This is a genomic window from Clostridiales bacterium (assembly GCA_030016385.1).
GTDB lineage: Bacteria > Bacillota > Clostridia > Clostridiales > Oxobacteraceae > JASEJN01.
This window is the reverse complement of sequence record JASEJN010000044.1, coordinates 1-26,518: the sequence shown is the minus strand read 5'-3', so window position 1 is coordinate 26,518 and position 26,518 is coordinate 1. Positions and strand designations below refer to the sequence as shown.

General features: G+C 38.2%; 19 protein-coding genes and 1 tRNA gene. 13 read left to right on the top strand and 7 right to left on the bottom strand.

All coding sequences use genetic code 11. From position 1 onward, the window contains the following. The first annotated feature begins 317 nt into the window (after positions 1–317). Positions 318–1,646: a solute carrier family 23 protein gene (locus QME45_10605; GenBank protein ID MDI6619106.1), complete on the top strand. Its 1,329-nt coding sequence runs from the start codon at positions 318–320 to the stop codon at positions 1,644–1,646. Positions 1,647–1,787: 141 nt separating this feature from the next. On the opposite strand, the gene QME45_10600 is transcribed toward QME45_10605, so the two are convergent. The 5 genes from QME45_10600 to QME45_10580 all read right to left on the bottom strand — a co-directional run bounded on the left by QME45_10600 (position 1,788) and on the right by QME45_10580 (position 7,737). After that, positions 1,788–2,714, bottom strand: coding sequence for a DUF1861 family protein (locus QME45_10600; protein MDI6619105.1), 927 nt, complete (start codon positions 2,712–2,714; stop codon positions 1,788–1,790). A 94-nt stretch (positions 2,715–2,808) separates the two neighbouring features. After that, positions 2,809–4,980 carry an FAD-dependent oxidoreductase gene (locus QME45_10595; GenBank protein ID MDI6619104.1) on the bottom strand — a complete coding sequence of 724 codons (2,172 nt, stop codon included), beginning with the start codon at positions 4,978–4,980 and terminating at the stop codon, positions 2,809–2,811. Between the two features lie 2 nt (positions 4,981–4,982). Then, positions 4,983–5,432 (bottom strand): DUF126 domain-containing protein, encoded by a 450-nt coding sequence (locus QME45_10590; GenBank protein MDI6619103.1) that lies wholly within the window; start codon positions 5,430–5,432, stop codon positions 4,983–4,985. Beyond that, complete coding sequence (locus QME45_10585) at positions 5,429–6,736, bottom strand: aconitase X (GenBank protein ID MDI6619102.1); 1,308 nt, start codon at positions 6,734–6,736, stop codon at positions 5,429–5,431. The genes QME45_10590 and QME45_10585 overlap by 4 nt, the downstream gene beginning before the upstream one ends. A 371-nt stretch (positions 6,737–7,107) precedes the next feature. Further along, positions 7,108–7,737: a phosphatase PAP2 family protein gene (locus tag QME45_10580; GenBank protein ID MDI6619101.1), complete on the bottom strand. Its 630-nt coding sequence runs from the start codon at positions 7,735–7,737 to the stop codon at positions 7,108–7,110. A 582-nt stretch (positions 7,738–8,319) separates the two neighbouring features. Here QME45_10580 and QME45_10575 point away from each other — a divergent pair. The 8 genes from QME45_10575 (at position 8,320) to QME45_10540 (ending at position 18,698) form a co-directional block, all read left to right on the top strand. After that, positions 8,320–9,954, top strand: a complete 1,635-nt coding sequence (locus QME45_10575) for a response regulator (GenBank protein MDI6619100.1) — start codon at positions 8,320–8,322, stop codon at positions 9,952–9,954. Positions 9,955–10,108: 154 nt separating this feature from the next. Further along, positions 10,109–11,902: a heparinase II/III family protein gene (locus tag QME45_10570; protein MDI6619099.1), complete on the top strand. Its 1,794-nt coding sequence runs from the start codon at positions 10,109–10,111 to the stop codon at positions 11,900–11,902. A 150-nt stretch (positions 11,903–12,052) separates the two neighbouring features. Continuing rightward, the gene (locus tag QME45_10565; protein MDI6619098.1) at positions 12,053–13,783 is read left to right on the top strand and encodes an extracellular solute-binding protein; all 1,731 of its coding nucleotides are present in this window, start codon (positions 12,053–12,055) and stop codon (positions 13,781–13,783) included. Positions 13,784–13,864: 81 nt separating this feature from the next. Beyond that, positions 13,865–14,842 (top strand): ABC transporter permease subunit, encoded by a 978-nt coding sequence (locus QME45_10560; protein ID MDI6619097.1) that lies wholly within the window; start codon positions 13,865–13,867, stop codon positions 14,840–14,842. Positions 14,843–14,852: 10 nt separating this feature from the next. Beyond that, positions 14,853–15,746, top strand: a complete 894-nt coding sequence (locus QME45_10555) for a carbohydrate ABC transporter permease (GenBank protein ID MDI6619096.1) — start codon at positions 14,853–14,855, stop codon at positions 15,744–15,746. Between the two features lie 537 nt (positions 15,747–16,283). Further along, positions 16,284–16,360, top strand: a tRNA-Arg gene (locus QME45_10550). A 147-nt stretch (positions 16,361–16,507) separates the two neighbouring features. Beyond that, on the top strand, positions 16,508–17,128 hold the full coding sequence (locus QME45_10545; protein MDI6619095.1) for a class I SAM-dependent methyltransferase: 621 nt from the start codon (positions 16,508–16,510) through the stop codon (positions 17,126–17,128). Between the two features lie 862 nt (positions 17,129–17,990). Beyond that, positions 17,991–18,698 carry an XRE family transcriptional regulator gene (locus QME45_10540; protein ID MDI6619094.1) on the top strand — a complete coding sequence of 236 codons (708 nt, stop codon included), beginning with the start codon at positions 17,991–17,993 and terminating at the stop codon, positions 18,696–18,698. Between the two features lie 80 nt (positions 18,699–18,778). Here QME45_10540 and QME45_10535 read toward each other — a convergent pair whose 3' ends face one another. After that, a complete protein-coding gene (locus tag QME45_10535) occupies positions 18,779–19,801 on the bottom strand; it encodes a LacI family DNA-binding transcriptional regulator (protein ID MDI6619093.1) in 1,023 nt (340 codons plus the stop codon). Between the two features lie 492 nt (positions 19,802–20,293). Here QME45_10535 and QME45_10530 point away from each other — a divergent pair, with 492 nt between their 5' ends. The 4 genes from QME45_10530 to QME45_10515 all read left to right on the top strand — a co-directional run bounded on the left by QME45_10530 (position 20,294) and on the right by QME45_10515 (position 24,920). Next, complete coding sequence (locus QME45_10530) at positions 20,294–21,331, top strand: glycoside hydrolase family 130 protein (GenBank protein MDI6619092.1); 1,038 nt, start codon at positions 20,294–20,296, stop codon at positions 21,329–21,331. Positions 21,332–21,485: 154 nt separating this feature from the next. Beyond that, a complete protein-coding gene (locus tag QME45_10525) occupies positions 21,486–22,442 on the top strand; it encodes an ABC transporter permease subunit (GenBank protein ID MDI6619091.1) in 957 nt (318 codons plus the stop codon). Between the two features lie 239 nt (positions 22,443–22,681). Continuing rightward, positions 22,682–23,356: a carbohydrate ABC transporter permease gene (locus QME45_10520; protein ID MDI6619090.1), complete on the top strand. Its 675-nt coding sequence runs from the start codon at positions 22,682–22,684 to the stop codon at positions 23,354–23,356. A 37-nt stretch (positions 23,357–23,393) separates the two neighbouring features. After that, positions 23,394–24,920 carry an extracellular solute-binding protein gene (locus tag QME45_10515; protein MDI6619089.1) on the top strand — a complete coding sequence of 509 codons (1,527 nt, stop codon included), beginning with the start codon at positions 23,394–23,396 and terminating at the stop codon, positions 24,918–24,920. Positions 24,921–25,133: 213 nt separating this feature from the next. Here the strand turns inward: QME45_10515 and QME45_10510 are convergent, their stop codons facing one another. Further along, on the bottom strand, positions 25,134–25,859 hold the full coding sequence (locus QME45_10510) for an HAD family hydrolase (GenBank protein ID MDI6619088.1): 726 nt from the start codon (positions 25,857–25,859) through the stop codon (positions 25,134–25,136). Positions 25,860–26,518: the final 659 nt, after the last annotated feature.

Sequence of the window (26,518 nt, the reverse complement as noted above, 5' to 3'; positions counted from 1 at the left end):
GACAACTGTTCTCTCTTAAATCAGGTGGTGTGGATAAATATGCGGAAACTCAAGAAAAATAGATATTGACTTCATATGGCGGAGATGTTATACTGATAAAAATGCAATAAATATATCTTTAAATTGGCCCTGAGAGACCGGTAAGATATGGATATATAGTTGTGTGTGTTAATCAAATGGCAGACAAACTTCTTACCGGACAGGGTAAGAAGTTTTTTTATATGCGGCGAAAGCTTTGCCCGGGACTTCAACCCTGACAGGAAAAGGGTATTTCTCTTTAACAAAATTAAAAAATATTAAATAGGAAGGTGTAAACAATGAAAGAGAAAAAAATAGTCGGTTATTTACCAGATGAAAATCCCCCGCTATGGAAATTGATTTTATTCGCACTCCAGCAGATACTTGTAATGTTCCCTGCAACAGTTCTTGTGGCATTACTGACAGGTTTCCACGTATCAACGACTTTATTTGCAAGCGGACTTGCAACTCTTTGCTTTCTGCTCATAACAAAGAGGCAGCTTCCTCTTTTCTATGGTTCGAGCTTTTCATACATTACTGCGATAGTCGCTATAACAGGAGTTAAAAAGCTGGGCCAGATAGCACCGGACAGCCTTATTTCCAAAGCGCAGTTCGGAATTGTAGCATCAGGTCTTATATCCATTGTGGCAGGGATCCTGATAAAAATATACGGTAAAGAAAAGATGGATAAGATACTTCCTCCATCGGTTACAGGCAGCATTGCGATAATAATAGGGCTTTCACTTACCAATACGGCCATGAGCAACGCTTCTCAGAACTGGGGCATAGCACTGATAACGCTGGTGTCCACAATCATATTTTCAGTATATTTAAAAGGTACGCTTGGACAGCTTTCAATATTGTTTGGTATAATATTAGGTTATTTATTGAGCATACCTGCAGGTCTTGTGGATTTTGCAAAAATAACATCCGCATCCGTAATTACAGTTCCGCATTTTACACTTCCGACATGGAGCTGGTCATCCCTACTTGCAATAATGCCAATCGCGATTGCAACAATACCTGAATCTTCAGCTCATGTATACCAGCTTGATTTGTATGTAAATGATTTATCGAAAAAGCTTGATAGAAAAAAGACATATAAAATAGCGGATAAACTCGGGTTAAACCTCATAGGTGATGGCCTGGGAGATATGATTTCAGCCATGTTAGGCGGGCCTGCCGGCACAAATTATGGTGAGAACTTAAGTACAATGGCAATTACGAAGAATTTTTCCACCGGCGTGCTTATCGCAGCGGCAGTCATAACAATGATTATATCGTTTTTCGGCAATCTCTCAGCGCTGGTATTTTCAATACCGGCTGCAGTAATCGGAGGAATCACGATATATCTCTTTGGTGTAATAGGCGTACAGGGAATCGCAATTATGATAAATAAAAATGTCGATATGTTTGATACAAGAAATCTTGCAGTAATATCAACAATACTGACAATTGGAATAGGCGGAACGTTCGCATTCCCGGGAGGCATGATTCCGATGTTTGGTCTTAAGCTTCCTGCAATAGCGACTGCGGCAATATTCGGGATAGTATTCAACCTTATTTTAAATGTAGGAAATATTTCATCAAAAACAGTCACTGCCGGGTCAGAACCGGAAAATAAATAGTTCACATATGTATAATTAAAAAACAAAGATGAATTTTACCTGATAGCTGTCATAAAATATGAAGATGAGGAAAAAGACAGCAGAATATAAAAGATAGGGAAGCTTATACTTGGTTAAGCTTCCCTATCTTTCTCGTGATGCTTATTTTTCATAAATTTTAAACGGATCTTCAATTGTAACCTTGTATGCTTCAGCATCGCTTACGCCTACATATAGTTCGGCTTTTCCATTGTTTAACCTTATTATTCCACCGCTGAACAATACATCCTTCAAGTCGGGCCTTTTAGCGCTTCCGTCAGGCAATTCACTTCTCATTAAAATTATTCTAATATCTGAAGCTTTACATGTTTTAGGGTCAAATGAAAATACCATTGAATAATAATGCCTGTAACCTTTTTCGTCAAAACGTGCAATGTGTCCGAGGATGCCGACAAGCCCGTTATTCAATATATGAAGCTCATTCGGGCCTCCCCATTCTTCATCGATAAACTGGTCTTCAATAAGTTTAGCGGAACTTATAATATCGGCATTCAGTTCATCAAGTGATTTTATCTTTATAAAACCTATTTTTCCTCTTCCGCCAATTTTCCCCTGAGGCCTTGTAAATATGCCGATTTCGCCTTCAGGAAACTCGATAAGCCTTATATCTTTCATCATTCCGGGCCCTTCGGTGAACTTATGCAGCTTTTCCGTGCTGCTGCCCCTGTAAAAAACAGTTTTATATCCAAGGGCATTTTTTATATAGGGGTGGGGATACGTTTCAACTCCGCCGAATATAAGTTCTCCTTTTATTTTAGTTATAAAAGGGTCCTGAAGACGAAAATCCATCATATTTTCCTTTGGAATCCATCTGTTTTCTTTATTTACAAAAAATACGGTACGAGAATCTTCACTTTCTCTTTTTTCAACCCTACCTGCCAAGACCTCTTTGTACATATCTTTAAATGGGGCGGTTATATTGTATACATCCATTTCATCCATACCTGAAAATATTATCTTGCTGGATTGAATTTCCACTCTGGATGATTCATATACTTCAATAAGCTCTTTTATAGATTTGGCTGCCAATTTTGATCCTCCTAATCTGTTATTCCTTCAACCCTGTAAATGTTATACTTTCTATGAAATAGCACTGTACTTAAAAAATGATATTATGTTTCTCTTAAATATTTCTTGCGATATCATTTGCTGAAGTGATTGCTTCCCAAGCCCTGCCGGGCTGTCTCGCATCGCCTACGCAATATATTTCATTTGCGGAATTATTTTTTAAAAGGCTGTAATAAAGGGAATCATCAGCTCTTCCGCCTGCAGAAAAAATAACATAATCGGTATCTATAGTTATATCTTCGGTATTGGCAGGGTTGAGCTTTTTATCAAATGGGTTATGGATATTTTCAGGAACAAGAGTCTGCCATGGAGTATATTGATCCTTCCTGCCTTTATTGGCCTTTATATAGGTTTTGCCATTCCCAAACTTTACAACTTTTGATGCGTTATATATCTTTACGGGTATTTTTATCGCATCTTTTTTATTCCCTGAAGGTGAACCCATGCCTGACATAAGCCAGAGGAGCATAGCACGGTTCGCATGGACAACACCTGTCATAACGTTGGGGAGCATCTCTACAACGGTAACATCCATACCTTTCTCATAGCAGAGTGAGTATGCAATTTCACAGCCTACGACGCCTCCCCCGACTATGGTAACCTTTTTAGTGCCCTCGGGCATTTCCATGCCGTTTTTTAATAATTCCCGGGCCTCGCTGTACTTTATAGTATCCATGCCGGGTATTTCCGGTATAAAGGGTTTTAAACCGTTGCTGCATATTATGACATCATACTTTCCCTTTAAATCATCAAGGGTTGCCTCGGTATTATACTTTATATCCAAAGTACCATTTTTCTGCAAAATGTCCATGCGGTATTGCAGATTCTGCACATATCTCAATACATCATGTTTTATCTTAAGCCGGCTTCCGGTTAAAAGCTGCCCGCCGACTCTGCCGTCCTTTTCAAACAGGGTAACTTTATGCCCTCTTAAGGCAGCAGTCCTTGCAGCCTCGCATCCGCCTGGGCCTGCTCCGATTATAGCAACATTTTTTATAGTTTTGGCCTTTGAAATTTCCTTCGTATCTTCAAATCCTGTGTATGGATTTATTGCACAGCACGGATGACCACCAAGTATAAAGGATTGTATGCATCCTTCCTGGTCGCCTATGCAATGGTTGATTTCCCTTACTTTTCCTTCCTTTACTTTACGAGGCCAGTAAGGATCTGCAAGAAGGGGTCTTCCGAGCATAATAAAGTCACACCAGCCATTTTCGAGGACTTCCTCGGCCACTTCAGGTTTTCCAAGCTTTCCGACTCCTATAACTTTTGAATTTATATTGTTTTTCTCAAAATATTCCTTAAGCCTTCCCGCGACCTCTTTAACATATGGCGCATCGTTAAAATATGCCGGAGGATGAGGGAAGAACCAGTTGTCATAGCATCCTTTATCGACATCAAATGCGTCCACTCCTGCATCTGCAAGGGCTTTGCAGAATTCAAGGCCTTCATCTATCGTCCTTTCCATGCCCATAAAATGGCTTTTGAATATGTCGCTGCCATAGGATTCCAGTAATGCTTGGGTTAAATCGAGCCTGTATATTACGGGGAAATTTTCTCCGCATCTGCTTTTTATTTCCCTGACTACATCTATACCGAACTGGAATTTATTCTTGTATCTTCCGAAAATCCTTCTGTTCCATGGAGACGACGTAAGCTGGTCCATAAGGTAACCTTCATGACCATGCAGTTGTATTCCGTCAAAGCCGCTGACTTTTGCATTCACTGCGCTCTGACCAAAGCTTCTTACTATTTTTTTTATTCCTGCATCGGTAAACGGCAAATGTGGAAGCTGTGGTACATAGAAGTTTTTATTCCATGATGCGGATTTCAGTATTTTTCCCTTTAGCGCCGGTTCCGGAGACCCGACTCTTCCAAGACCTGCCGTAAGCTGTACGAATATCTTTGAATCATACGAATGCACCCCTGCTGCAAGATCTCTCCAGCCTGCAAGGCGCGTCCTCGATGAGCCGTCTATACGCGGAAAATATGTTGTATCGTTGTCTTCGGATACTGTAGGGTCTATGCCGTATGAAACAGGCGTCAGGCCAGTTATCAAAAGGGCGCACCCGCCTTTCGCCCTTTCAACGAAATAATCTATCATCTTCGAAAGAGGTCTCCCTATGGGGTCAGCCATATTTATATTGCCCATGGGAGCCATTATGATCCTGTTTTTTAATTTACATTTTCCTATCTGTCCGGGTTCAAATATTTTTTCATATCCCATAATCAATCACCTTCAACTATTACAGTTCCATCTTCTTTTATCTCTATAGTTTGTCCATTTTTTACATATTCTAAAAATTGCTGCCCAAGTTGATCCACGGATACTATTTTGATGGAATTCCATACATCCGATAGTATTATCCCGGAGGCGGCAAGGGAATCTATATGTTCTGAAAAAAGCATTGCGATAGGACCTATACCCATCTTCACGGCAGTTTGAAGGACCATCCCTCCTGTTGTCGAGCCTATGGTTTTTGGAAGGCATATTATTTTACCGGCAAGGTCTTTTTTATATAAGTCCTTATTGTTCTGGTCGGCGCAAATAGCATTTTTGGATTTTTTCAATATGCTCATCTGATAAGTCGCTAATGTATTCAATCCTTCGTGGCTTACGACGCATTCTCCCTTTATATTTCCCTTAAGAATTGCTCTTCCCTTAAATACTCTGCTCATTTATTCGAAACCTCCCTTATGCCCTTACCTGCTATTAACTTCAATATTTCTTCATCCTTAAAGTACCTTGCGGATGTATATGTCCTCAATTTATTGGAATTTGTAATTACAGGCTGCTTTGCGCATATAAAGTTATCCATGTACATAAGCGGACAGATAGATGTTAAGTTTACGCCCATATTTTTAAGATTTGAATATGTCTCTTTATCTTTTTTGAATTTCTCCAATACGCCGGGAGCTCCACATAGTATTGTATTTACAGCGACTTTCCTTAAATTTGCCTTTTTAAGAGCGTTTGATATATTATCCGCCCATTCATGCAACTGGTTCAAAGTCAAGTGAGGACATCCTATAAAGCATACCTTTGGTTTTGAGTATATATCCTTCCATAATATAGGATATGAGCTTATTACCCTTTCTATCTCATTGTCATCTATCACATATGTTTTATATCCTTCGGCTAAAAGCTCCTTTTCTTTATCTATGGCTTCAGGAGTAATGTTTTCCACATGGTATAATCCGACAGCTCCGTTTGATGCGCTTGCTGCCCCCATATCCTTTAAATAGGCCAGGGTTTTATCGCTCATACCTGCTCCTAAGAATTTATCAAGACCCGTTATGTACGGCACATCTTCGACGACTTTCATCCCTATGGCGCTTCCAAGCACCTGCGCCTCAGGTACTTTAGACGTTTCAACTTTGATAAGCCATTTTGCCTTTCTGCCTTCATCTGTCAAAAGGCCGAACTCTGGAGCTCTGCCCACTATGCCGCATAAAAGTTCTATTATTCCGGAATTCCTGTTGGTTCTGGCACCTATTACAGAATTTGCAAATACTACTGCTGATGATTCGGCCCAGGCAAGTATGTCACCTTTCTTTGGCGTATTTCCTACTTCCGGTAGGTAGCATGTACAGGAAAATGCATTCGTATCCTTGAGCCCTACCTTTTTAAGCTGTTCCTCATATGCTTTTTGCTTTCCATACATCATTTTAAACACTATTTTTTGAATGATGCTGCACTTTACATTTTCAAAGTCCATAGGTCTCGGGTTCACTGTAAATGGATATTCTGTTTTTAACCCATTTGAGATTAATTCATCCATTATATCGAATACGGGCGTAAGCATCGGCACTCCAAATGAAGTTACAAGATGTACAGGACCATCGATCTTTAGAAGCCTTTTGGCTCCGAATGTTTCACCGTAAAGAACTACCGATTTCATGACCTTTTGTAATACAGGACCACGCTTCCCATCCAATATGTCCTTTTCTTCCCCTGAAAGTGCCATTTTATAATCAGACATAAAAAGAATCACCTCTTGTCTATTTTATTAAGAATGCACATCGAATACTTTGACTTTTATATAAGATGCATCCCAAAATTTATCATTCTATACTGATATCGGTTATTCCTTCTTAAACTGAAATGAAATATATGTAAATTGACTTGATACTTTATAATTAGTATAATTCCCCTTTTGACACTTGATAAAAAGAAAAAGATCGAAAGCCCTTGGAAATAGGAGATTCCAAGTTTTTTAGAGTGATTAAAAAGTGAGTAACTTTTTATCGGCTATATTTCGATATTATGATTTATTTTTTATCGGTAAGTTTATTCTTGAGCGGCTTCGGCTGAAGGCGTTGCAGAGGCCATTTTATGCGGGGATATTTATTTTTAATGTTTTCGACGTTTAATAAATTCAACCAGAGGAAATATAAAAATGTACAGTATGCAAGATAGCGCAATCCCCCAGAAAACATCGACGATTGAATGCTGCTTGATAAACATGGTAGATGCGATTATCAAAAAGGTAAATACAAATAAAAGGACCTTTATCCATCTTTTCTTCGAAATTTTGGGACTCCCCGCAAGCGATATATATACGGCCATTGAATTAACCACATGAACGCTTGGGGTAACATTTGTGGGAGTATCGATACTGTAGATGTAATGCACCGCCCTTGAGAAAATATCCGTTCCCGTTATTACCGGACGAAGGTTTTGCATGCTCGGGTAAATGATATATAAAATCTGTGAGATAGTCATTCCTGTAAACATATATATTAAGAGCTTATAGTAATCTTTTTTTGATACGATTGCAAGGTATATAAATCCTGCCGGCATATATACATACCAGAGAACATATGCGATTACAAATTCTTTGACAAACGGTATGTAATCATCCAATGGAGAATACATAATATGCTTTGGTACTACGGTCTTTTCACAATAAAAAAACCATACTATCTGTATTAAGAACACTAATGACAGTAAAATATGTTTATATTTTAAAATTCGGTTCAAAAACCGGGGTCTGCCTAATCTCACTGCATATCAACTCCCATATTGAATATTATACCAAAAAGTTGCCCCAAAACTAGTGACAATAAATCTATTATATCAAAAAGATTAACCGAACCGAGTGAGAATTATAACTGTTTTCTTAAATTTACACACATATTTTGATAAACGTTTTTAACATTTTTGCAGAAATTGAAAGTTTGATCGATTCTAAGAAATGTCCACATAAAATCTGTAAAGCGTCCATGCCCATGTGGAAATAAACGTATTATAATCAATTATATGAAAAGTCACAAAATTGATGAAAAAGTTTAAATTTAATGTATTCAATACAGGATTCAAACTTGTTAATTTAACAAAGACAGTAAAAAGGAGGAAAATTATGCATTGGGCTATAAAACAAAAGAAATTTTATGATGGTGGCATTTCAGGTTAAAAAATTACCGAAAACAAGTATAAAGGGGAAATAAATATCTGATTAAAGTTATATTTTATAATAGATACGGCTTAAATATAGGTAGGAGAGTCAAGCAGGGTATCGAAACTTTAATTATCATACCGGAGATTTTGCGAAGGGGATTTAATATGTACAAACTCCTGGTTGCCGATGATGAGAAAGGAACAAGAAAAGGAATTATAACGAAGCTTAATGAAATTGGGCTTAACTTTGGAGCGGTAATGGAGGCAGAAGATGGCAAGGAAGCTTTTGCAATTATCAAAGCCTGGAAGCCGGATGTAGTGATCGCAGATATCGAAATTCCCTACATGGATGGAATTGGTCTGCTAAAGAGGACCCGTAATGATTTTCCTTATATTAAATTTATAATGATAAGCAAATATGCTGGATTTGAACATGTACAGGAAGCAATCAATAGTGGGGCTGAAGGCTATATACTTAAACCTGTAACTTTGGCAAACATTAAGGAAATTCTAAACAGGGTCATTGAAGAATTAAATGGAGAAAAAAGGGCGCTTCAAGCTGAAAGTGCGGCATCGAAACTTAAAAGGGTCAATGAAAATCTTAGATTTGAGCGGAAGGTTAATGAGATTTTTTATAACCCTGTAATTATGGCGGCTGAAATGGCCGGAAACAGTATCGGTAATATAAACGATGGCGGGGATGGTTATTGTGTTTTAGCTATTTTAAATTTGAACACAAAGGTAAATGAATCTACCTCGTTTGATAATATCAAAACGAAAGTCAAGATGTTTTTAAAAGAAAAGGCGGGGAATTATAAAGCCAGGGTAATAGATAACTTAATAGAGCCAAGGCAGATATTTATTATTATGTTCGGGCAAGACAAATTTATATTAGAGAATGATATCAATGAATATACAAATACTGTTTTTTATGAAATTGTAGAGAAATTGCATATCCCTTCTACAATGTCGATAAGCAGAGTGAGCAGCGGTATTACTTCCATGATATATGAGGATGCAAAGTATGCCCTATCTCACAGGCTGTTCTCAGGCAATAACTGCATTTACAGATACTTACGCGATTTTATGAGCAGTAAAAACTGTTTGCATAATGATTATAAACTTAAAATGCTCCAGAATCTTATAGATAAAGGCGATCTTAAAAATATCAAGATTTTGCTGAGGAGCATTTTCATTAAGGATAACAGCAATAACCTGCAGTATATAAACATCATGTATTCAAAATGTATTGACATCCTTGTTACAAAATGCCACAAAAATAATATTGAGTTAAAAAGGTTTATACCTTATAACATGCTAAATGGGGATAAAATCTGCTGCTATGATGATTTAAACGAATTAGTGGAAGATATTTATGATAAGATATTAAAAATTACGGACATTATAGGAAGGTATGTAACCTGTACAGGAAATATCATAAATAAAACTGAAAAGTATATCTTGGGACATATCGATAAAAATATTACGGTAAACGGACTTGCAAAAAAATTTCTTATATCGGCAAATTATTATTCAAACTTATTCAGGAAAGAAAAAGGCATAACTTTAACGAAATATATTACGGATGTCAGATTGGATAGGGCATGCAATCTGCTGAAAGAAACAGATATAGCGATATCTGAGATATCTTCAGGGGTAGGATACCAAGATCCACAATACTTTTCCAGGATTTTTAAAAAAGAGATGGGCATGACGCCATCTGAATATCGTAAATCTTACGGGAGAGATTCTAAATTCAGCAACAAACTTGCAGGCAAAAGTCAAGGATTTCGCATCTAAAGAATTTTTAAGAAAATAATTTATTGATAATAAAGGTTTTTGACTTTATGTAAGATACTGGCATTTTACTGTGCCTGGTCGAAGACGGGCACATGGGAAGTAGGGGGAAATTACATAATTATATAGGGGATCGATATAAAAGGGGGAATTGTAATTGTTTGTTGAGATTGCGAGCTCATATCGGAAGGGTTTTAAGAAGTTTGCGCCATATGCACCAGAATCGGACAGAAAGTGCTGGGGGAGCCTTCCGGATGATTTCAGGCAGGAAATCATTCAGGGGGGAGAAAAATACATCAATTATGCTTATCCTGTGCTTCCTGCCACAAAGTACATGGAGTTTTGCCGGACAGGGAACCGTTCCAACTATGAAGCACTATATTTTAACCGGAGAAGAATATTGAATACGCTGATACTGGCGGAATGTGCAGAAGGCGGGGGAAGGTTTCTTGACGATATCGTGAACGGGCTTATGGCAATTTGTGAAGAGAGCGGCTGGCAGATTCCGGCTCATAATTGCTATATGTGGTCGCAGCATTACTGCCTGCCGGACAGTACCGATCCGATACTTGATTTGTTTGCTGCCGAGACGGGCGCTCAGCTGGCCATGGCGGAATATCTGCTGAAAGAGGAACTGGATGAGATCTGCCCGTTTATCACCAAAAGGATCGATAGGGAAATCACAGACCGCATCCTTACGCCTTACCTGAGAAACCGCTTTGGCTGGATGGGGGGATGGGGACGTGTAAACAATTGGACCCCGTGGATTACCCAGAACGTGCTGATTGCGCTGACAAGCAGGGAGAACATTACGGATAATGATATACATGAGGTGATTCTGCAGGCATGCAGAGGCCTTGATTATTTTGTTGACGGGTATGGGGAGGATGGATGCTGCGATGAAGGAGCCGGCTATTACCGTGCAGCTGGCCTTTGCCTGTTTAATGCCATTGAAGTTTTGGATGCCGTGATGGATGATGCATTCCTTAATGTATATCAGAAAAATAAGATCAAGAACATCGCCTCGTACATCATGAATGTCCACGTAGACGATCGATACTATATCAATTTTGCGGACTGTTCACCCATAGCCGGACGGGCGGGAGTAAGGGAATTCCTCTTTGCAAAGCGTACGGGAAATGAAGATATGATGAGCTGGGCAGCGATGGACCATAAGCTGGATTCAGCACGGCTTCAGCCGATGGCATGTAACCTGTTCTACCGCCTGCAGGGTATATTCAACGAGGAGGAAATTGCATCTTATGACACTTCCAAATCACCAGTGAAGCCCGACATCTGGTATGAGAGTGCGGGCCTTATGATTGCAAGAGACGATAAGTTCTGTCTGGCCGTAAAAGCCGGCTGCAATAATGACAGCCACAATCATAATGATACAGGAAGCATAACGCTGTATCGGGATAACAGGCCCCTGCTTATCGATGTGGGGGTAGAAACCTATTCCAGAAAGACATTCTCACCCCAGAGGTATGAGATATGGACGATGCAGTCATGCTATCACAATGTTCTTACCTTTAATGATGCAGTTCAGCTTCCGGGAGCAGAACACAAGGCGGAAGTAAGCGATGTCAACTTTTCGGATTCATGCGTGTCTATCACTATGGAACTTGCCAAGGCTTATCCTGCAGGGACGGTACAGAGCTATTTAAGGAAGGTTGAATTTGTCAAGGGACAGCGGATCACCGTTACCGATACTTTCACGCCTCAGATAAAAGGCACTTATCTTACCCTTATGACATTAAGAAAAACGGAATGGAAGGACGGAGTGCTTTTCATAGAAGGCGGCGGTCAAATAATATTTTCCGGAGCAGGGAAGGCGAAAACAGAAGAAATCATACTGACGGATGCAAAGCTAAAGAGGGAATGGGGGGATAAGATTTATCGCACTTGTTTTTATCCCGATGGATGCCAGTTCTCGTTCTCTATATATTGATTACTGTATGAGAGTGAAATGATGTGGATAAAGTGTACTTTTTCATTCGCGATATGGCTGGTATAATTCCTATTTATTTATGCCGGTTATATAAATCTGTAAGCAGTTTGCATTACTGCTTATAAAACTATTATACAAGGAGGATTCTCAATGAAAAAAAATCAAATCATAGCAATTGTTCTTGCATTGATCTTGGTATTTTTCAGTTTTGCAGGATGCGGCAAGAACAACAAAACATCCAAGGATTCATCCGGCAATGAGACAAAGGGTGAGTATAAGCTCACAGGAGCTGGCGGGCCGGATCTGGGTGGTGTAACTCTGAAAGTCGGTATTCAACCCAGCCAATACATCACCAGCTATAAGGACAATGAGCTTACCAAAAAGCTTGAAAAAGATTGTAATGTAAAGCTTGAATTTTTTGAATTTCCGACAGACGGTAATGACCTTAAGACTAAGTTGTCTTTAATGGCATCCAGTGGCGGCGACATGCCGGATATAGTGGATGTTGGCTTGGATTCCACAAGTGTACTTGAGTATGGAAGCAAGGGATTATTCATACCTTTGAATGACTATGTAAACAATGTAAAAATGTCTCCTAACTTTGCCAAAATTCCGGGAGAAGACAAAAAAGCCATGCTAACTGCTATGACATCAGCAGACGGCAAAATATACGGACATGCAAAGTATGAGTATGAGACATGGAACTTAACTCCCTACCGTTGTTATATCAACCGAAAATGGCTGGATACTTTGAATTTAAAGGTGCCAAAGACTACGGATGAGCTGGCAAATGTACTCCGTGCCTTCGTAAACAAAGATCCAAACGGTAACGGGAAAAAGGATGAAATTGGTGTATATGGTATGGCTTCAGGCACTTATGGTCAGAATACAGTTTGGGCTCTTATGAATTGCTTCATTTTTAGTAATGGCGTAAGCATGCAGCTGGATGAGAATGACAGCTCAAAGGTTATCGCTCCATGGACGAAAGATGCCTGGAGAGAAGGGCTGCAGTATATGAAGAGTCTTTATAAAGAAGGGCTTTTGTCAAACTCTATCTTCGTTGATGATGATACACAGTTCAAGGCTACTTTGAATGCGGAAACCCCGATCGTAGGCTTTGTATCGGTAGGAAGCAACGGCGGCAACTGGCCAGATAATGATAAAAATCCGAACTTCCTGCAGATGGAATGCATCGAGCCCCTCACAGGTCCCAAGGGGATAAGCTGGACGCCATACAGTTCCTATAATCCAGGTACAATTTGGTATATCACATCCTCTTGTAAGCATTCGGAAGAGGCATATCGCCTTGGAGAATATTTCTACAACTATACCATAACCATGATAAACCGTTTTGGCCGGGAAGGCTATGACTGGACAAGTGATCCGAAGGAATGTGCAAAATACACGAACACGAATGTAGTCAATGGCATTACGGATGCGGTTACTATGGTATATAGGTATGGAACAGAACAGAATGTATGGACATCAAATCATAACAGGTCATGGCAGAACGCGGGACCTCGCTATGCATCCCTTAAGATGAATTTGGGATATACAGATGGTGTGACGAGCAAGAAAGACAAATTTGTGAGCGATCTACCAAGCCAGATACCTGGAATTATCAATACCAAGTATTATGCCGACCGGCATCCTAAGGTAACAATTCCAGCGCTCCATTACACCATTGATGAAGCACAGAGTATCGCTACGCCGACCACCGATATCACCACTTATGTGAATACGGCGACTGCAGAGTTTATAACGGGACAGCGTCCCCTGGACGATTCAGGGTGGAAGACTTATCTTGATGAAATGAAAGGTATGGGTCTTCAGCAATGGCTCGATGCAGCTCAAGCAGCATATAACCGTACTCTCAAATAAGGAAATAATAATTCAATCTGTTTGTAAGATGGCAGCACTGGATGCCGTCTTACAAACAAAATAAAAAGGGGGGAGTGCTTAGTGAAAATGAAAGATAGGAACGGCTATATATCAGTTGATGCGTCCAAAGAGATTGTACAAATATCATCCCAATCTCTCAAACAAAGAATGTTAAGAAGATGGCAGCTTTATCTGATGCTTTTGATTCCGCTGCTATTTACATTTATCTTTGCTTATATTCCAATGGGAGGTTTGATTATCGCATTTAAAAAATATAATTTTCGGGATGGTATCTTTGGAAGCGCATGGGTCGGATTAGATAATTTTACCAAGTTTTTTAAATCGGCTTACTTTGCAAGAACGCTGAGAAATACTCTGACCCTATCGATATATGGCTTATTAACATTCCCGATACCGATCCTGTTTGCCCTGTTTTTAAACGCATTGCCAGGTAGAAAATACAAAAAAATTATTCAGACGGTCACATATCTGCCGCATTTTATCTCTACAGTAGTTATAGTAGGTTTGATTTTCCAGCTTTTGAATTATCGCAGCGGTATTTATGGAGCCATTTATACAATGCTTACAGGCACTACGGCACCGGATATTCTGGCCAAGGGGCGCTTATTCAAACATATTTACGTATGGTCTGGGGTATGGCAGAATGCAGGATATAGTTCGATTATCTATATCGCTGCTCTTGCGGGAATTGATCCAACCTTGTACGAGGCAGCGACCATTGACGGTGCTACGCGCTTTCAGAGGCTGCGATATATAGATATTCCAGGTATCATGCCTACGATCAGCATCATGCTGATTCTTGCGGTTGGACATATTATGAGTATAGGTTTTGAAAAAGCATATCTCATGCAGAATAACCTTAATATCGCCTACAGTGAAATTATTTCAACTTATGTATACAAGGTGGGTCTTGCATCTGGAATCACGGATTTCTCCTATGCTACGGCAATTGGTATGTTTAATTCTGTCATTAACTTTGCATTGCTTATTCTGGCCAATACGATAAGCAAAAAGTTAAGCGGCAGCGGAATTTTCTAGGAGGTGCGAAATGAATAAATTAAAATCGCTCAGTTGGGGTGACAAAGTGTTTTATTTTCTGATCACAGTTGCCTTGACAATAGTATTTCTTTTGGTATTATATCCCTGCATCTTCGTGCTTGCCGCTTCTTTTTCGTCAGGTCCTGCCGTGGAGGCTGGAAAAGTATATTTATGGCCGGTTGATTTCAGTCTGGAAGGATATAAGACAATACTGAAAACCGATGAAGTTTACCTGGGATTCCGTAATTCCTTGTTTTACACGGTGGTGGGCACTACCATTAATATTATTGTTACCATGATAGCGGCATATGTCATGTCAAGGCGTGATTTGCCTGGGCGAAACGGCTTTATGTTTTTCTTTGCCTTTACAATGTTTTTTAGCGGCGGGTTGATACCAAGTTATATCCTGATCCAACGTCTCCATATGCTTAATACTCCATGGGCGATTTTGCTTCCTGGAGCACTAGGAGTATATAATATGGTTATTGCAAGGACATTTATTCAGTCCAATATCCCTCAGGAACTTCTGGAGGCTGCTCAAATAGACGGGTGCAGTGATTTTAGATATTTTATCAGCATAGTGCTTCCATTATCGAAATCGGTGATAGCGGTACTTGTACTTTTTTATGCCGTAGGACATTGGAATGCTTATTTCAATGCGATGATCTATCTGAATAAAAAAGAACTTTATCCGTTGACCATCTTTTTACGTGAGATTCTGATGGCAAGTAGGATCGATCCTTCTACAGTTGATGACCCTGAGCTCCAGACTTTGATCGCAAAGGCTGCGGCAGTCATCAAATATGCTTTGATTGTAGTGAGTATGATTCCAGTCCTTCTTATCTATCCATTTATACAGAAGTATTTTGTAAAAGGCGTTATGATTGGATCAATTAAAGGCTGAGTGCAGCATGTGATTTCATAGAGTAATGTTTGATTAGAAATATATATAAAAGTGGTATTTGTGCATATCAGTCTATTACCACAGCAGGTGCCGGCAGATGACGATTTTTCAGCATTTATTAAAGGAAAAGCTTTTCTAAATGGAGACCAATATCACCTTTAAAAAATCACTAGGTGCTAAAATATGAGCTGTTCCATAATAAAATTTTATTACGGAACAGCTCAGTTTGGGTATTTGATTCGCAATATGAAATCAGGCATAAATTGGATTATGCTATTTTGATCGACGAATGAGCATTATGAAAGTTTTGATAAGTTCTTGGCTTTGCTGCCGCAAAGAATCCTTAGAGCTTTTGATTGTCTGAGCTTAGGCGAGTTTCAAAAGTTTTTGGATTCTTAAGGCTGCTGGCCTTAGAACTTACAAAGCTTGAATCTGCCGAATGAGTGTTCAAAATAACATAAGTTCAAATTACGAATTGAAAGTTTGGGTATTTGATTTTTAATATTCAATATGTTATTATAATTGATGTTGAAATATGCGCCCGTAGCTCAGCTGGATAGAGTGCCTGACTACGAATCAGAAGGCCGCAGGTTCGAATCCTGTCGGGCGCACCAAAAAGATATAGCTTTCGCCAAGGAAAAGCTATATCTTTTATTATATGGGAAAGCATGGCGCTATGGGTGTAAAGTTTACAACATCACGGTAAGCAGGAATTTTTATAGCAATTCGGGAACTGCTGATTTATAAGGGAGTATATAAAAATGCTTGACAATAAAGGTTTTGATTTGTGGGCAGGCGGATATGACAAAAGCGTCGGTCTGTGCGATGAAGCGAATAACTATCCATTTGCTGGTTATAAAAACATATTGAATGCAGTATATAATGCGGTACTTAACCAAAGAGAAGCGTCTGTGCTGGACATCGGCTTTGGTACAGGAACCTTGACAAAGGAGCTTTATGAACAAGGGTGCCAGATCGTCGGCGTTGATTTTTCACATGAAATGATACGGATCGCCAGAGAAAAGATGCCGAATGCCACCTTGATTCAAGCGGACTTCAGCAAGGGGCTTCCCGTTGAAATCTCTTCTGCCTGCTTTGATTTCATCCTTGCTACATATTCTTTGCACCACCTGCCTGATGCAGAAAAAGTTCTGCTTATTGAATCGCTGTTCAAGCGGCTTCATGCCAACGGGAAGATTTTAATCGGCGACGTTGCTTTTGAGAACCGATTGCTATTGAATTCGTGCAAGGAGGCATGCGGAGAAGGATGGGATGAGGATGAATTTTATTTTGTATATGATGAACTGAAAGAGCATTTCAAGAACAAGATAACATTTAAAAAGTTCTCTTTTTGTGCAGGAATCTTGACGATAACGAGGTGAATTCCAGTCTATGTATATAATTATAAGCAACGCCCTGTCGGTTCAAAAAATCTTTTTTCCATTATTATTCCAGTTTTAAAAGAATATTTGGCGGCTCTAAGATACTCTTTGTCGTGCCTGACACAAATAGAGAACTTATCACTTTAAAGGGGTTATTTGGAACAAGTTACGATTGGACACCGCATACAACGATGTTGATCGATAATCCAGAAATAATCTATCAAGCCTTACCAATTGTTTCTCAACAATTCAAGTCTTTTTGTGGGGGTATTATTGTTCTCTATTTATATGAGTTTTGGCCAACGAGATTTATTTGCAAAGAATTATTACATTAAAGTACACCCCTTTGTCAAGACAAAAATTTTAAAAAAACAAGTTAGGTTAACCTCCAATATCTGTAAACATGCTTATGCAATAACATACGCGGTTGTCAAGGGCGGGCGGTAGCCTGTTCAAGGGATGTAAGTCAGACCTATTCTCCAGACTTGATTCGGATGACTGATATTCAGGCCTTTCAGCAAATATGGGTATATTGGATTTGCAAGGTCTTGCTTGCTTGTATTTTCCCGCGGATAAACTGCTTGTATGTCCATTTCACGCATATGCCGCAGAACTGCTTTATGGTTGATAACAATCCCATTATAGCGATTCAGCCATGCACATATCCTACGATATCCGAACTCAGGATGTGCGATATAAATCTTGTCAATATGCATTTTGATTAACAAATCGTCGCTGTCAGCAGCAACGGGTTTGTAGTACAGAGAGCTCCGGTTTATTTCAAGTAGTGCTTCCTGTTGAGAGACAGAAAGGCTTTTGCCCATGAAATCAACAAGTTCACACCGCTGCAAAGTTGTAAATAATGAACGATTTTTTAGGGAATAAAGCCAACTGTGGAAGACAGATTGCATTTGGCGTTATGTTATGTATTCTCTCCCCAGTTGTATTGATTCTGCTGTCCGCAGTATCGGGGGAGGGCATCGCCGTAACTGAAAGCGTCGCATACGGTGTTGGCATTATAGCGCTATTATTGATGGTCTCGGGGGCTGTCACCATATTCATTATCAACAGTGCAAAAATGAAACGCTTTGAATACCTGCAAAATAGTAATTTTGAGCTTGAGTACGGTTTATCGGGCATTATAAGGGAAAAACGGGTGGCATTTGAAATAACGTATGTTCGGAATACGGCAATTGGCGTTGTTCTCTGCATTTTGGGTGCTGTACCTCTTATCGTCACTGGCATATTCGAGGCTTCAGACATGACGTTATCATTCTTTGTAGCCCTGCTGCTGGCGGTCGTCTCCGTCGCGGTATATCTTCTTATTACTGCTGGGACTATAAAAGATAGTTATGACCAACTGCTGCGTGAAGGTGAGTTTGAGCCGAAAGAACAGGAGCATGCGAAAAAGGTATCGAAATTCGCGGGCATCTACTGGCCGATTATTGTGGCAGTCTATCTTGGATGGAGCTTTTATACAAACAATTGGGAATTTACTTGGGTGGTTTGGCCGATTGCCGCGCTGATTTTTGCGGGAGTTTCTTCCGTATTGCATGTATTCAAACGATAAAAGATACTCAATTTACAGCACAGTCCGATATATAATCTAAGCAGAATAAAAATCCTTTAACAAGAAAACAACAATAACATCTATGGAATTAGTTGTTCCTTACGGGGCGATGTAATGGAATCTCTTTCAACAAGATGACCCCCCAAATATATCTTACGAGGGGAAGAATCCGTATGCTCCAAGCGACGCAACATTTGATCAATACTTTGTAAAGCGATCTGCTTTCGATTAATGTCTATACTGGTAAGTTTCGGGATTGTAAGTTCACATATACTTGTATTATCGAAACTAATCACAGAAACATCTTCAGGTACTTTATAGCCTTCGATATGTAACTTTTGCATTAAAATAAAGGCCGCTTTATCGCAATGGCATACAAAGCTTGTAGGCAATTCCTTAGGCAAGCTAAAATCCAATGTATAAGCTCCAGTAACTGGATCATTATTTACAATTCGCCAATCATTGCGAACCGGAAGATCGTTTAACATAAGTGCCTTAAGATAACCAAAATAGCGATCACATATGCTTGATGTATTATTGATATTGCCCACGAAGCCTATTTTCATATGTCCTTTCCGAATCAGATAATTTGTGGCCTCAAAACCTGTATAAAAATTATCGGTAACAATACTATCGATGTTCATATCCGGGAGATAAAAGTCAATGGCAATCTTGGCACAGTCTATCATCTCAAGTTTTTTCAAATAGCTTCGTTCGAACTCGCCGGCAATAAAGATACCATCAAAAGATTCTTGTGAAAACTGCAGAGGGAGTTTGTTCTCACTCTCTTCTTTATCATTTATGACGAAGCAGGAAATGGTATGGTCTTTCTCCATGAGGCGTTTATTTATATAATAATATATTGTAGTATAAAAAGTTTCATCCTCTAAAAAAAAACGTTTCGGGCATATCCAAGCAAAATTATAGCTAGTTGATTTTTCTCTGTTATTTGTTTTATGGTAACCCATTTTTTTAGCCGTGGTCAATATCTGCTCACGCAGATTATCACTGATTCCCGGCTGATTATTAATAGCCTTTGAAACAGAAACCTTAGTAATATCTAACATGTCTGCAATATCTTGCATAGTAACTTTACTATCCATACTATAACCTACACTTTTATTTAAAATAGTTAATAAATTACTTAACATTTTTATATTATCAAATAATATTTAACAAGTCAAGTAATATTGCAATGGGTGCATATTTTATATTTGAAGAATATTATTCCAATCGCTAAGCTCACAGCCTAAAGAGTCTGTAAACTTGTTCAGGGCAGAATCAAAACTTATCTTCGCTCAAACATTGATTCTGCTAATCCTGAAGCTAAAGTTAACAGACTCTAAAGACTTTCCGCTAATTGCTCTTTCCATAATATTCTTCAAATAATCTTTATACACCCTATTGCAATTTCAGCCGTGGTAAAAGGCGGTTACGGTTTCATGCTTCTGCCATAGTAATAATTGTCTAATTATATTGACTTTTTAATTAAAAGATTGTATATTTAAATAGAGTAAAGTAATAATAACTTAACTATTCTGATTACAAAATTATTAGACTTAGTAAATATAAACGGGAAAGGCGGTTTAAAATATATGATTTGCAGAGAAAAAGAAAACCCCGTTATCCGAAAGGAAAATATTCCTGCATATTGTGATAATGCAAAAGTAATAGGTACGTTTAATGCAGGTGCTGCAACCATGGGAGAAGAAACAGTTCTTGTTGTTCGCGTGGCAGAAAAGGCAATTCAGAGAGAAGGAGGTATTACAGCTCTTATATTCGATGAAAGTACAAAAAAAATAGTGCCGCGTTTTTTCCCTTTTGGACAAATATCTGATACCAATGACCAGAGAAGCTTTTATGTAGGAGAAAAACAGTATCTTACCTCAATATCTCACTTGCAAGTGGCACGTAGCAAAGATGGCGTGCATTTTAAGATAGATAACTATCCATTTATGATACCGGAAAATGAATATGAGGCTTTTGGGATCGAGGATGCACGTATTAGTTACATAGGCGGTCATTATTATATTACATACAGTGCTACGTCCTGCCGGGGGACAGTTGTAGGTCTGGCTATGACAGATGATTTTAGTTCTGTAAAGAGGGTAGGAATCTTGTTTCAGCCGGACAATAAAGATACCGTATTATTCAATGATAAAATAAACGGCAAATATTATGCACTTCATCGACCAAGCAGTTCTGCTTTTGCCAAACCTGGAATGTGGTTAGCGGAATCTCCAGATTTGCGATGCTTCGGTATGCACCGGTTTGTTGCTGGTGTGCGTCCGGGAAAATGGGACTGTGCCAGAATCGGTGCAGGCGCTCCACCATTTATGACAGAAAAAGGATGGGTAGAGTTTTATCATGGTGCAACAGAACAAAACCGTTATTGTATGGGGGTTATGCTCTTAGATAAGAATCAGCCATGGAAAGTATTAGCCAGAAGTGAATATCCGCTGATTGAACCGGAATATCCATATGAATTAGATGGTTTTTTCGGGAATGTGATATTCGGTTGCGGAGCTACTCTGAAAAATGGTTTTGTAAACTTATATTATGGCGCTTCTGATGAGAGCGTTGCAATGGTTTCTATGACTGTTCAGGATATTTATCATCATTTAGACGTTTAGCTGTGTAAAGAGACTGGCTAATTAAAATAGTTTTAAAAGTTTTCTAGATTGATATTGTATTAGAGAATTAAAAAGTATATAACAATAAAACCATCTACATTAAGTTAACATAAAACAGATTGTTTAATATTAATTGTAAAAGGAGATGGCAAAAGTGGAAAAGGCTAAATCGAATAAAAAAAAATATGGACTATTAAAAGATATTGCCAAAAATAAATTTTCATATATTATCGCGCTTCCGGCAATGATATATGTTTTTATATTCAGTTATTGTTCATATCCATATATGTTGGTAGCTTTTCAAAAATTCAGGTATAACAAAAGCAACATTTTAGATATTATTTTTAATGGCAAGTGGGTAGGATTTAAAAATTTTGAATTCTTTTTTAAGTCTAAATATGCGTTTAGCGTTACATTCAATACTATTTATTTGAACCTTTTATTTATAATTACAGGAACGATCGCTGCTGTGCTTATTGCTTTGGGGCTAAACGAATTAAGATGTAAATGGTTTATTAAAACAACACAATCTGTTATGCTGTTTCCAAATTATCTTTCCTGGGTTGTTGTAAGTTATATACTCTTTAGCTTATTTTCTACGCAGTATGGTCTTGTAAACAAGGGTTTAAAATTGTTTGGGATGAATGCCATCAACTGGTATACAGAACCCAAGGCATGGCCTACCATCTTAGTATTGATGCGTATTTGGAAAGGGGCAGGAATGAATGCCATTATTTATTTAGCAGCTATAACGGGAATTGATTCCGGTATCTATGAAGCGGCGGCAATAGATGGGGCAAACCGGTTCCAACAGATGACGAAAATTACAATTCCTCTATTAATGCCGACGATAATTATTATGACACTCTTAGCAATTGGAAAAATTATATTCGGTGATTTTGGTATGATTTATGCCCTTGTTGGGGATAACGGAACTCTTTATTCAACAACTGATATTATTGATACGTATTTGTTCCGGGCTCTGCGGCAGGTGGGAGATCCGGCGCAGGCAATGGCTATCGGTTTATTCCAGTCAGCCATAGGATTTGTCATGGTATATGGTTCCAACTATGTTGCAAGAAAATTCTATCCTGACGGCGCATTGTATTAAGTTATGGGAAGGTGTTTATAATAATGAAAAAAGTTCATTATAAAAGACAAATATCGACAGCGAATGTCATTATCTCATTTTTCATCCTTTTATTCACCATAGCTTGTTTGCTTCCAATGATTCTAACCTTAATGGTTTCTATCACTGATGAATCCACTATTATGAGATATGGCTATAGCTTTTTTCCCAAAAAATATTCTTTATTTGCTTACAAGCTTATGTTTCAGAGAGGTTCAAGCGTGATAAGAGGGTATGTTATTTCTATTTTTATAACAGTTGTCGGAACACTTTTGGCTATAGTAATAACGGGTTCTGCCGCATATACGATGGCAAACAAAAATGTTAAATATAGAAACGCTCTTGCAATGTTCTTTTTTATCCCTATGGTTTTTAGCTCGGGTATTGTTCCTTGGTACCTAATATGTACTACACTCCATTTGAGAAATAATATTTGGTCATTGCTTGTTCCTAATTTGCTTTTTAATCCATTTAACCTGTTTTTAACGAGAAATTTTATAAGCGGTATTCCGGATTCCATGCGTGAGTCTGCTACCATTGATGGCGCTAACGACATTATAATTGCGTTTAAAATTTATTTTCCGTTATGTGTGCCCGTACTGGCCACAATTGGTCTGTTTTACGGCTTAGGTTATTGGAATGACTGGTGGAACGCTATCATGCTTGTGGACAATAAAAATCTTTATCCTGTACAATATTTGCTGCTTCAATTAAAATCGCAGATATCCATGCTGCGTGATCTTCAGTTTCTCAGCGGGACAGGCAGCGTTACGCCGCCTTCGGAATCCCTGAAGATGGCTACGGCTATTGTTACAATAGGGCCTATTGTTTTACTGTATCCATTTTTGCAGCGTTATTATGTTAAAGGTTTGATTATTGGCTCTGTAAAGGGCTAATTATATAATATAATAATATTTTAGGAGGAGAGTTATTATGAAAAAAAGGTTTTTTGCGATGTTACTGAGTGCAGTTTTTTTATGCCTCATCATTTCCGGATGTACAGGAAATAATTCATCCAAGGAAAAGACTCAATCCACTGGCAGCAATGCTGTAACTTGTAAATACGTTGTGCCAGGTGATGCACCCACAGATTATAGCAAAGTCATCAAAATGATTAATGACAAGATGGCAAAAGATGGTGTGGGAGTGAAATTGTCTATTCAGTATATTCCGTGGGACTCTTGGGATCAGAAAATTAACATAATGCTTTCTACTGGAGAAGAATTTGATATGTTCAGCGTCATGAATGACCGTGTCACGCTTTCCAATTATGCATCCCGTAACGCATTAGCAGACATTACGAAAGCAATGAAACAGTTTGGAGGGAACATTTTAAAGAATACCCCTGACAGCGCTATAAAAAATGGACAGGTTAAAGGGACACAATACGGAATTCCGGCTTACTGGTTTGAATCCGCTACTAGTCCTGAAATTACAATTCGTCTGGATATTCTAAAAAAATATGGAATTAATACCGTTCCTACCACTTTTGAAGAATTAACAAGCGATTATGTGAAGATTATGAAGGAATGGAAAGGGAACGGCAAACCTTACATTCCCATTCTGGGATCAGACAGTGTTGATTTTGGACCTTGTGCAAAGACGTATGATACTTGGCCATATACAATATATGAAAAAATGGTTTATGTAAACCAGGATGGTACAATCAAAAACTTTTTTGAAACAGAAGAATTTAAAAAAGATTGTGCAAATGCAAGGGAATGGTATAAATCGGGTTTGATTAATCCCGATGTTCTTTCCTTCACATCCGACCAATTGAACAATCAGTTAAATTCAGGAGACTGGTTTGTCCATTTCGGAACCTATGGTAGTTCAATTGATAACATAAAAAAGAATTATCCGGATATTACCGTTGATGATTTTAAAATGCTTGATTTTGCACCTAATAAACAATTCCTTCGTCCTTATGGTACAAGAAACATGCAGGCTATTCCTGTTTCCAGCAAACATCCCGAAGCTGGTGTTAAAGTTGTAAACTGGATTTATGCAAATCAGGACAATTACGACCTCTTCCTGTATGGACGCGAGGGAACCGATTATAAAAAAGTTGGAGAACGTAGCCGAGAGGATATTGTAAATTCTGCAACAAATACGCCGCTTTATTCCTTTGCAGACTGGATGATTGGAAATTTGAATTTTGAGCGTACTGCAACGGGAACTCCAAAAGCTACAAACGAACTTCTTTACAGCAAGAGAACTAATATTACCGATGGGATTGCGAGCAGCTTTACCTTTGATGCTTCTAGTGTTCAAACCCAGATTACTGATGTAAACACCCAGATCAAGGCTGTTATTGCGCCGATTGCATGCGGGGTAAAGGACTATGATAGCAATATCAAGAATGCCTTAGACCTTCTTAAAAAGGCAGGTATTGACGATGTCATCAATGCTTATAAGAGCCAGTTTGAAGCTTATAAGAAAGATATAGATAAAAAGTAGCATCTGTATAATTTTCTTTTGAAAAAGAGGAGCTGCCTCAAAAGTATTAACGATTAGGAGGCAACTCCTTTTTTTCATATCATGTATACAGCAGAACTGACAATATTTATTTACTTCGATTTTATGCCTGATTTCATATTACGAATCGAGGATTTATTAATGTAAATATTGCTATTCTTCATCCAAATTGATAAAATCGATATGACTTTTTGTTTAGAGTTTTTTAAGTATATAAATTAATTGCTTCCAGTCATTTATTTTTAAATGATCTATGGAAGGCTTGTCTTGTTTATAATTAGCAGCACCGGTATACCATACGGGAAACAGGCCACTCTTTGAAGCACCTGTCACATCGCAATAAGCATTGTCACCACAATACCATGCCATAGAGGCCTTCACATCAGCCTTAGCAAGTGCCAGCTCAAATATTCTGGGATGAGGCTTCCGGTATATATACTCACTTGAGGTAATCAGGAATTCAAAATGATTTTGCGGTAGATACCGGTTTATCCTTTTTGATAATGTTTCAATACTATATGAAAGATTGCTGATAACTGCTGTTCGGATATTACTTTCATATAGATAATCAAGCAGTTCTTTTATATGCAAGGTCAGTTCAGCCGGGGCAATAGTATCCCAGTAAAACTGTTCCATTTCATTAGGGGAAAAGTTAAATTCGAGTCCGAAATATTCGGAAATATATTTTATAAAAAAATGGTTATGGATTTCGAGTTCTAAAAACGGCAGCCTTTCCCCTCCTAATGTATCTATATTTTCACGAAAGTCTTTTGCAAATTCAAAAACTTGTTTGGCAGTTACTTTCTTTGGATTTTTAACTGCTTTTGACATCAGCGCCTCAAATCCTATTAAATGATCTCGATGATGCTCTGATAAAAGTGTTTGACCATAATCAAATAATATTATTTCAGGTTTTACCATTTTAGCTATTCCTTTCTTGTATAATACTTAGATATTATCTGGCTTTTCCAGCCCAGAACACGGTACTTACCGGAAGATTTAAAAGCCGGATGCCCTTCATGAATTTAGGTATGGGAAAGGTAAATTTGAGTGATGAAAGTGATATCCCTTTATAAAATTGTGCCAGTATTATTTGACCTCATTGCCATCCCAAACTACATGGACATTCACCTTATATAAACGTAGCAAATGGATCTTAAAGATCAAGAACAGGGACATCTCAATCAAGATCCATTCATCAATTTTAATTTCCGACCAATTGTAGTTAGTATAACATATTTAAGAAACAGTTTCAATATAAATAAGGTAACTATACAAACCATGTAACTTAACTGTAAATCATTAATACTATTGTAAAAGTTATCCAACATATTAAACAGCCAGAATAGTTGAATATATATCTGTTGCTGATGGGATATAGCAAATATTGACTTTTATATAGTAAAATGGGGGAATCCCCATTATAGAGGTGTATAAATATTCTTCAAATATAAAATATGCACTCTCATTATAGATCATTATTTGACTTATTTAGTAAAATATAATATAATTCTGTAAAGTTACGATAACTGCAATTCGTAATTTGAAATATGGCATAAATAGGATTATGTTATTTTGAG

Excerpts from the sequence above, each read along its gene's own strand:
- QME45_10595 (MDI6619104.1), bottom strand. The coding sequence starts at position 4,980 with ATGGGATATGAAAAAATATTTGAACCCGGACAGATAGGAAAATGTAAA.
- QME45_10510 (MDI6619088.1), bottom strand. The coding sequence starts at position 25,859 with ATGGTAAAACCTGAAATAATATTATTTGATTATGGTCAAACACTTTTA.
- QME45_10585 (MDI6619102.1), bottom strand. The coding sequence starts at position 6,736 with ATGTCTGATTATAAAATGGCACTTTCAGGGGAAGAAAAGGACATATTG.
- QME45_10555 (MDI6619096.1), top strand. The coding sequence starts at position 14,853 with ATGAATAAATTAAAATCGCTCAGTTGGGGTGACAAAGTGTTTTATTTT.
- QME45_10545 (MDI6619095.1), top strand. The coding sequence starts at position 16,508 with ATGCTTGACAATAAAGGTTTTGATTTGTGGGCAGGCGGATATGACAAA.
- QME45_10605 (MDI6619106.1), top strand. The coding sequence starts at position 318 with ATGAAAGAGAAAAAAATAGTCGGTTATTTACCAGATGAAAATCCCCCG.
- QME45_10535 (MDI6619093.1), bottom strand. The coding sequence starts at position 19,801 with ATGGATAGTAAAGTTACTATGCAAGATATTGCAGACATGTTAGATATT.
- QME45_10590 (MDI6619103.1), bottom strand. The coding sequence starts at position 5,432 with ATGAGCAGAGTATTTAAGGGAAGAGCAATTCTTAAGGGAAATATAAAG.
- QME45_10530 (MDI6619092.1), top strand. The coding sequence starts at position 20,294 with ATGATTTGCAGAGAAAAAGAAAACCCCGTTATCCGAAAGGAAAATATT.
- QME45_10565 (MDI6619098.1), top strand. The coding sequence starts at position 12,053 with ATGAAAAAAAATCAAATCATAGCAATTGTTCTTGCATTGATCTTGGTA.
- QME45_10515 (MDI6619089.1), top strand. The coding sequence starts at position 23,394 with ATGAAAAAAAGGTTTTTTGCGATGTTACTGAGTGCAGTTTTTTTATGC.
- QME45_10575 (MDI6619100.1), top strand. The coding sequence starts at position 8,320 with ATGTACAAACTCCTGGTTGCCGATGATGAGAAAGGAACAAGAAAAGGA.
- QME45_10540 (MDI6619094.1), top strand. The coding sequence starts at position 17,991 with ATGAACGATTTTTTAGGGAATAAAGCCAACTGTGGAAGACAGATTGCA.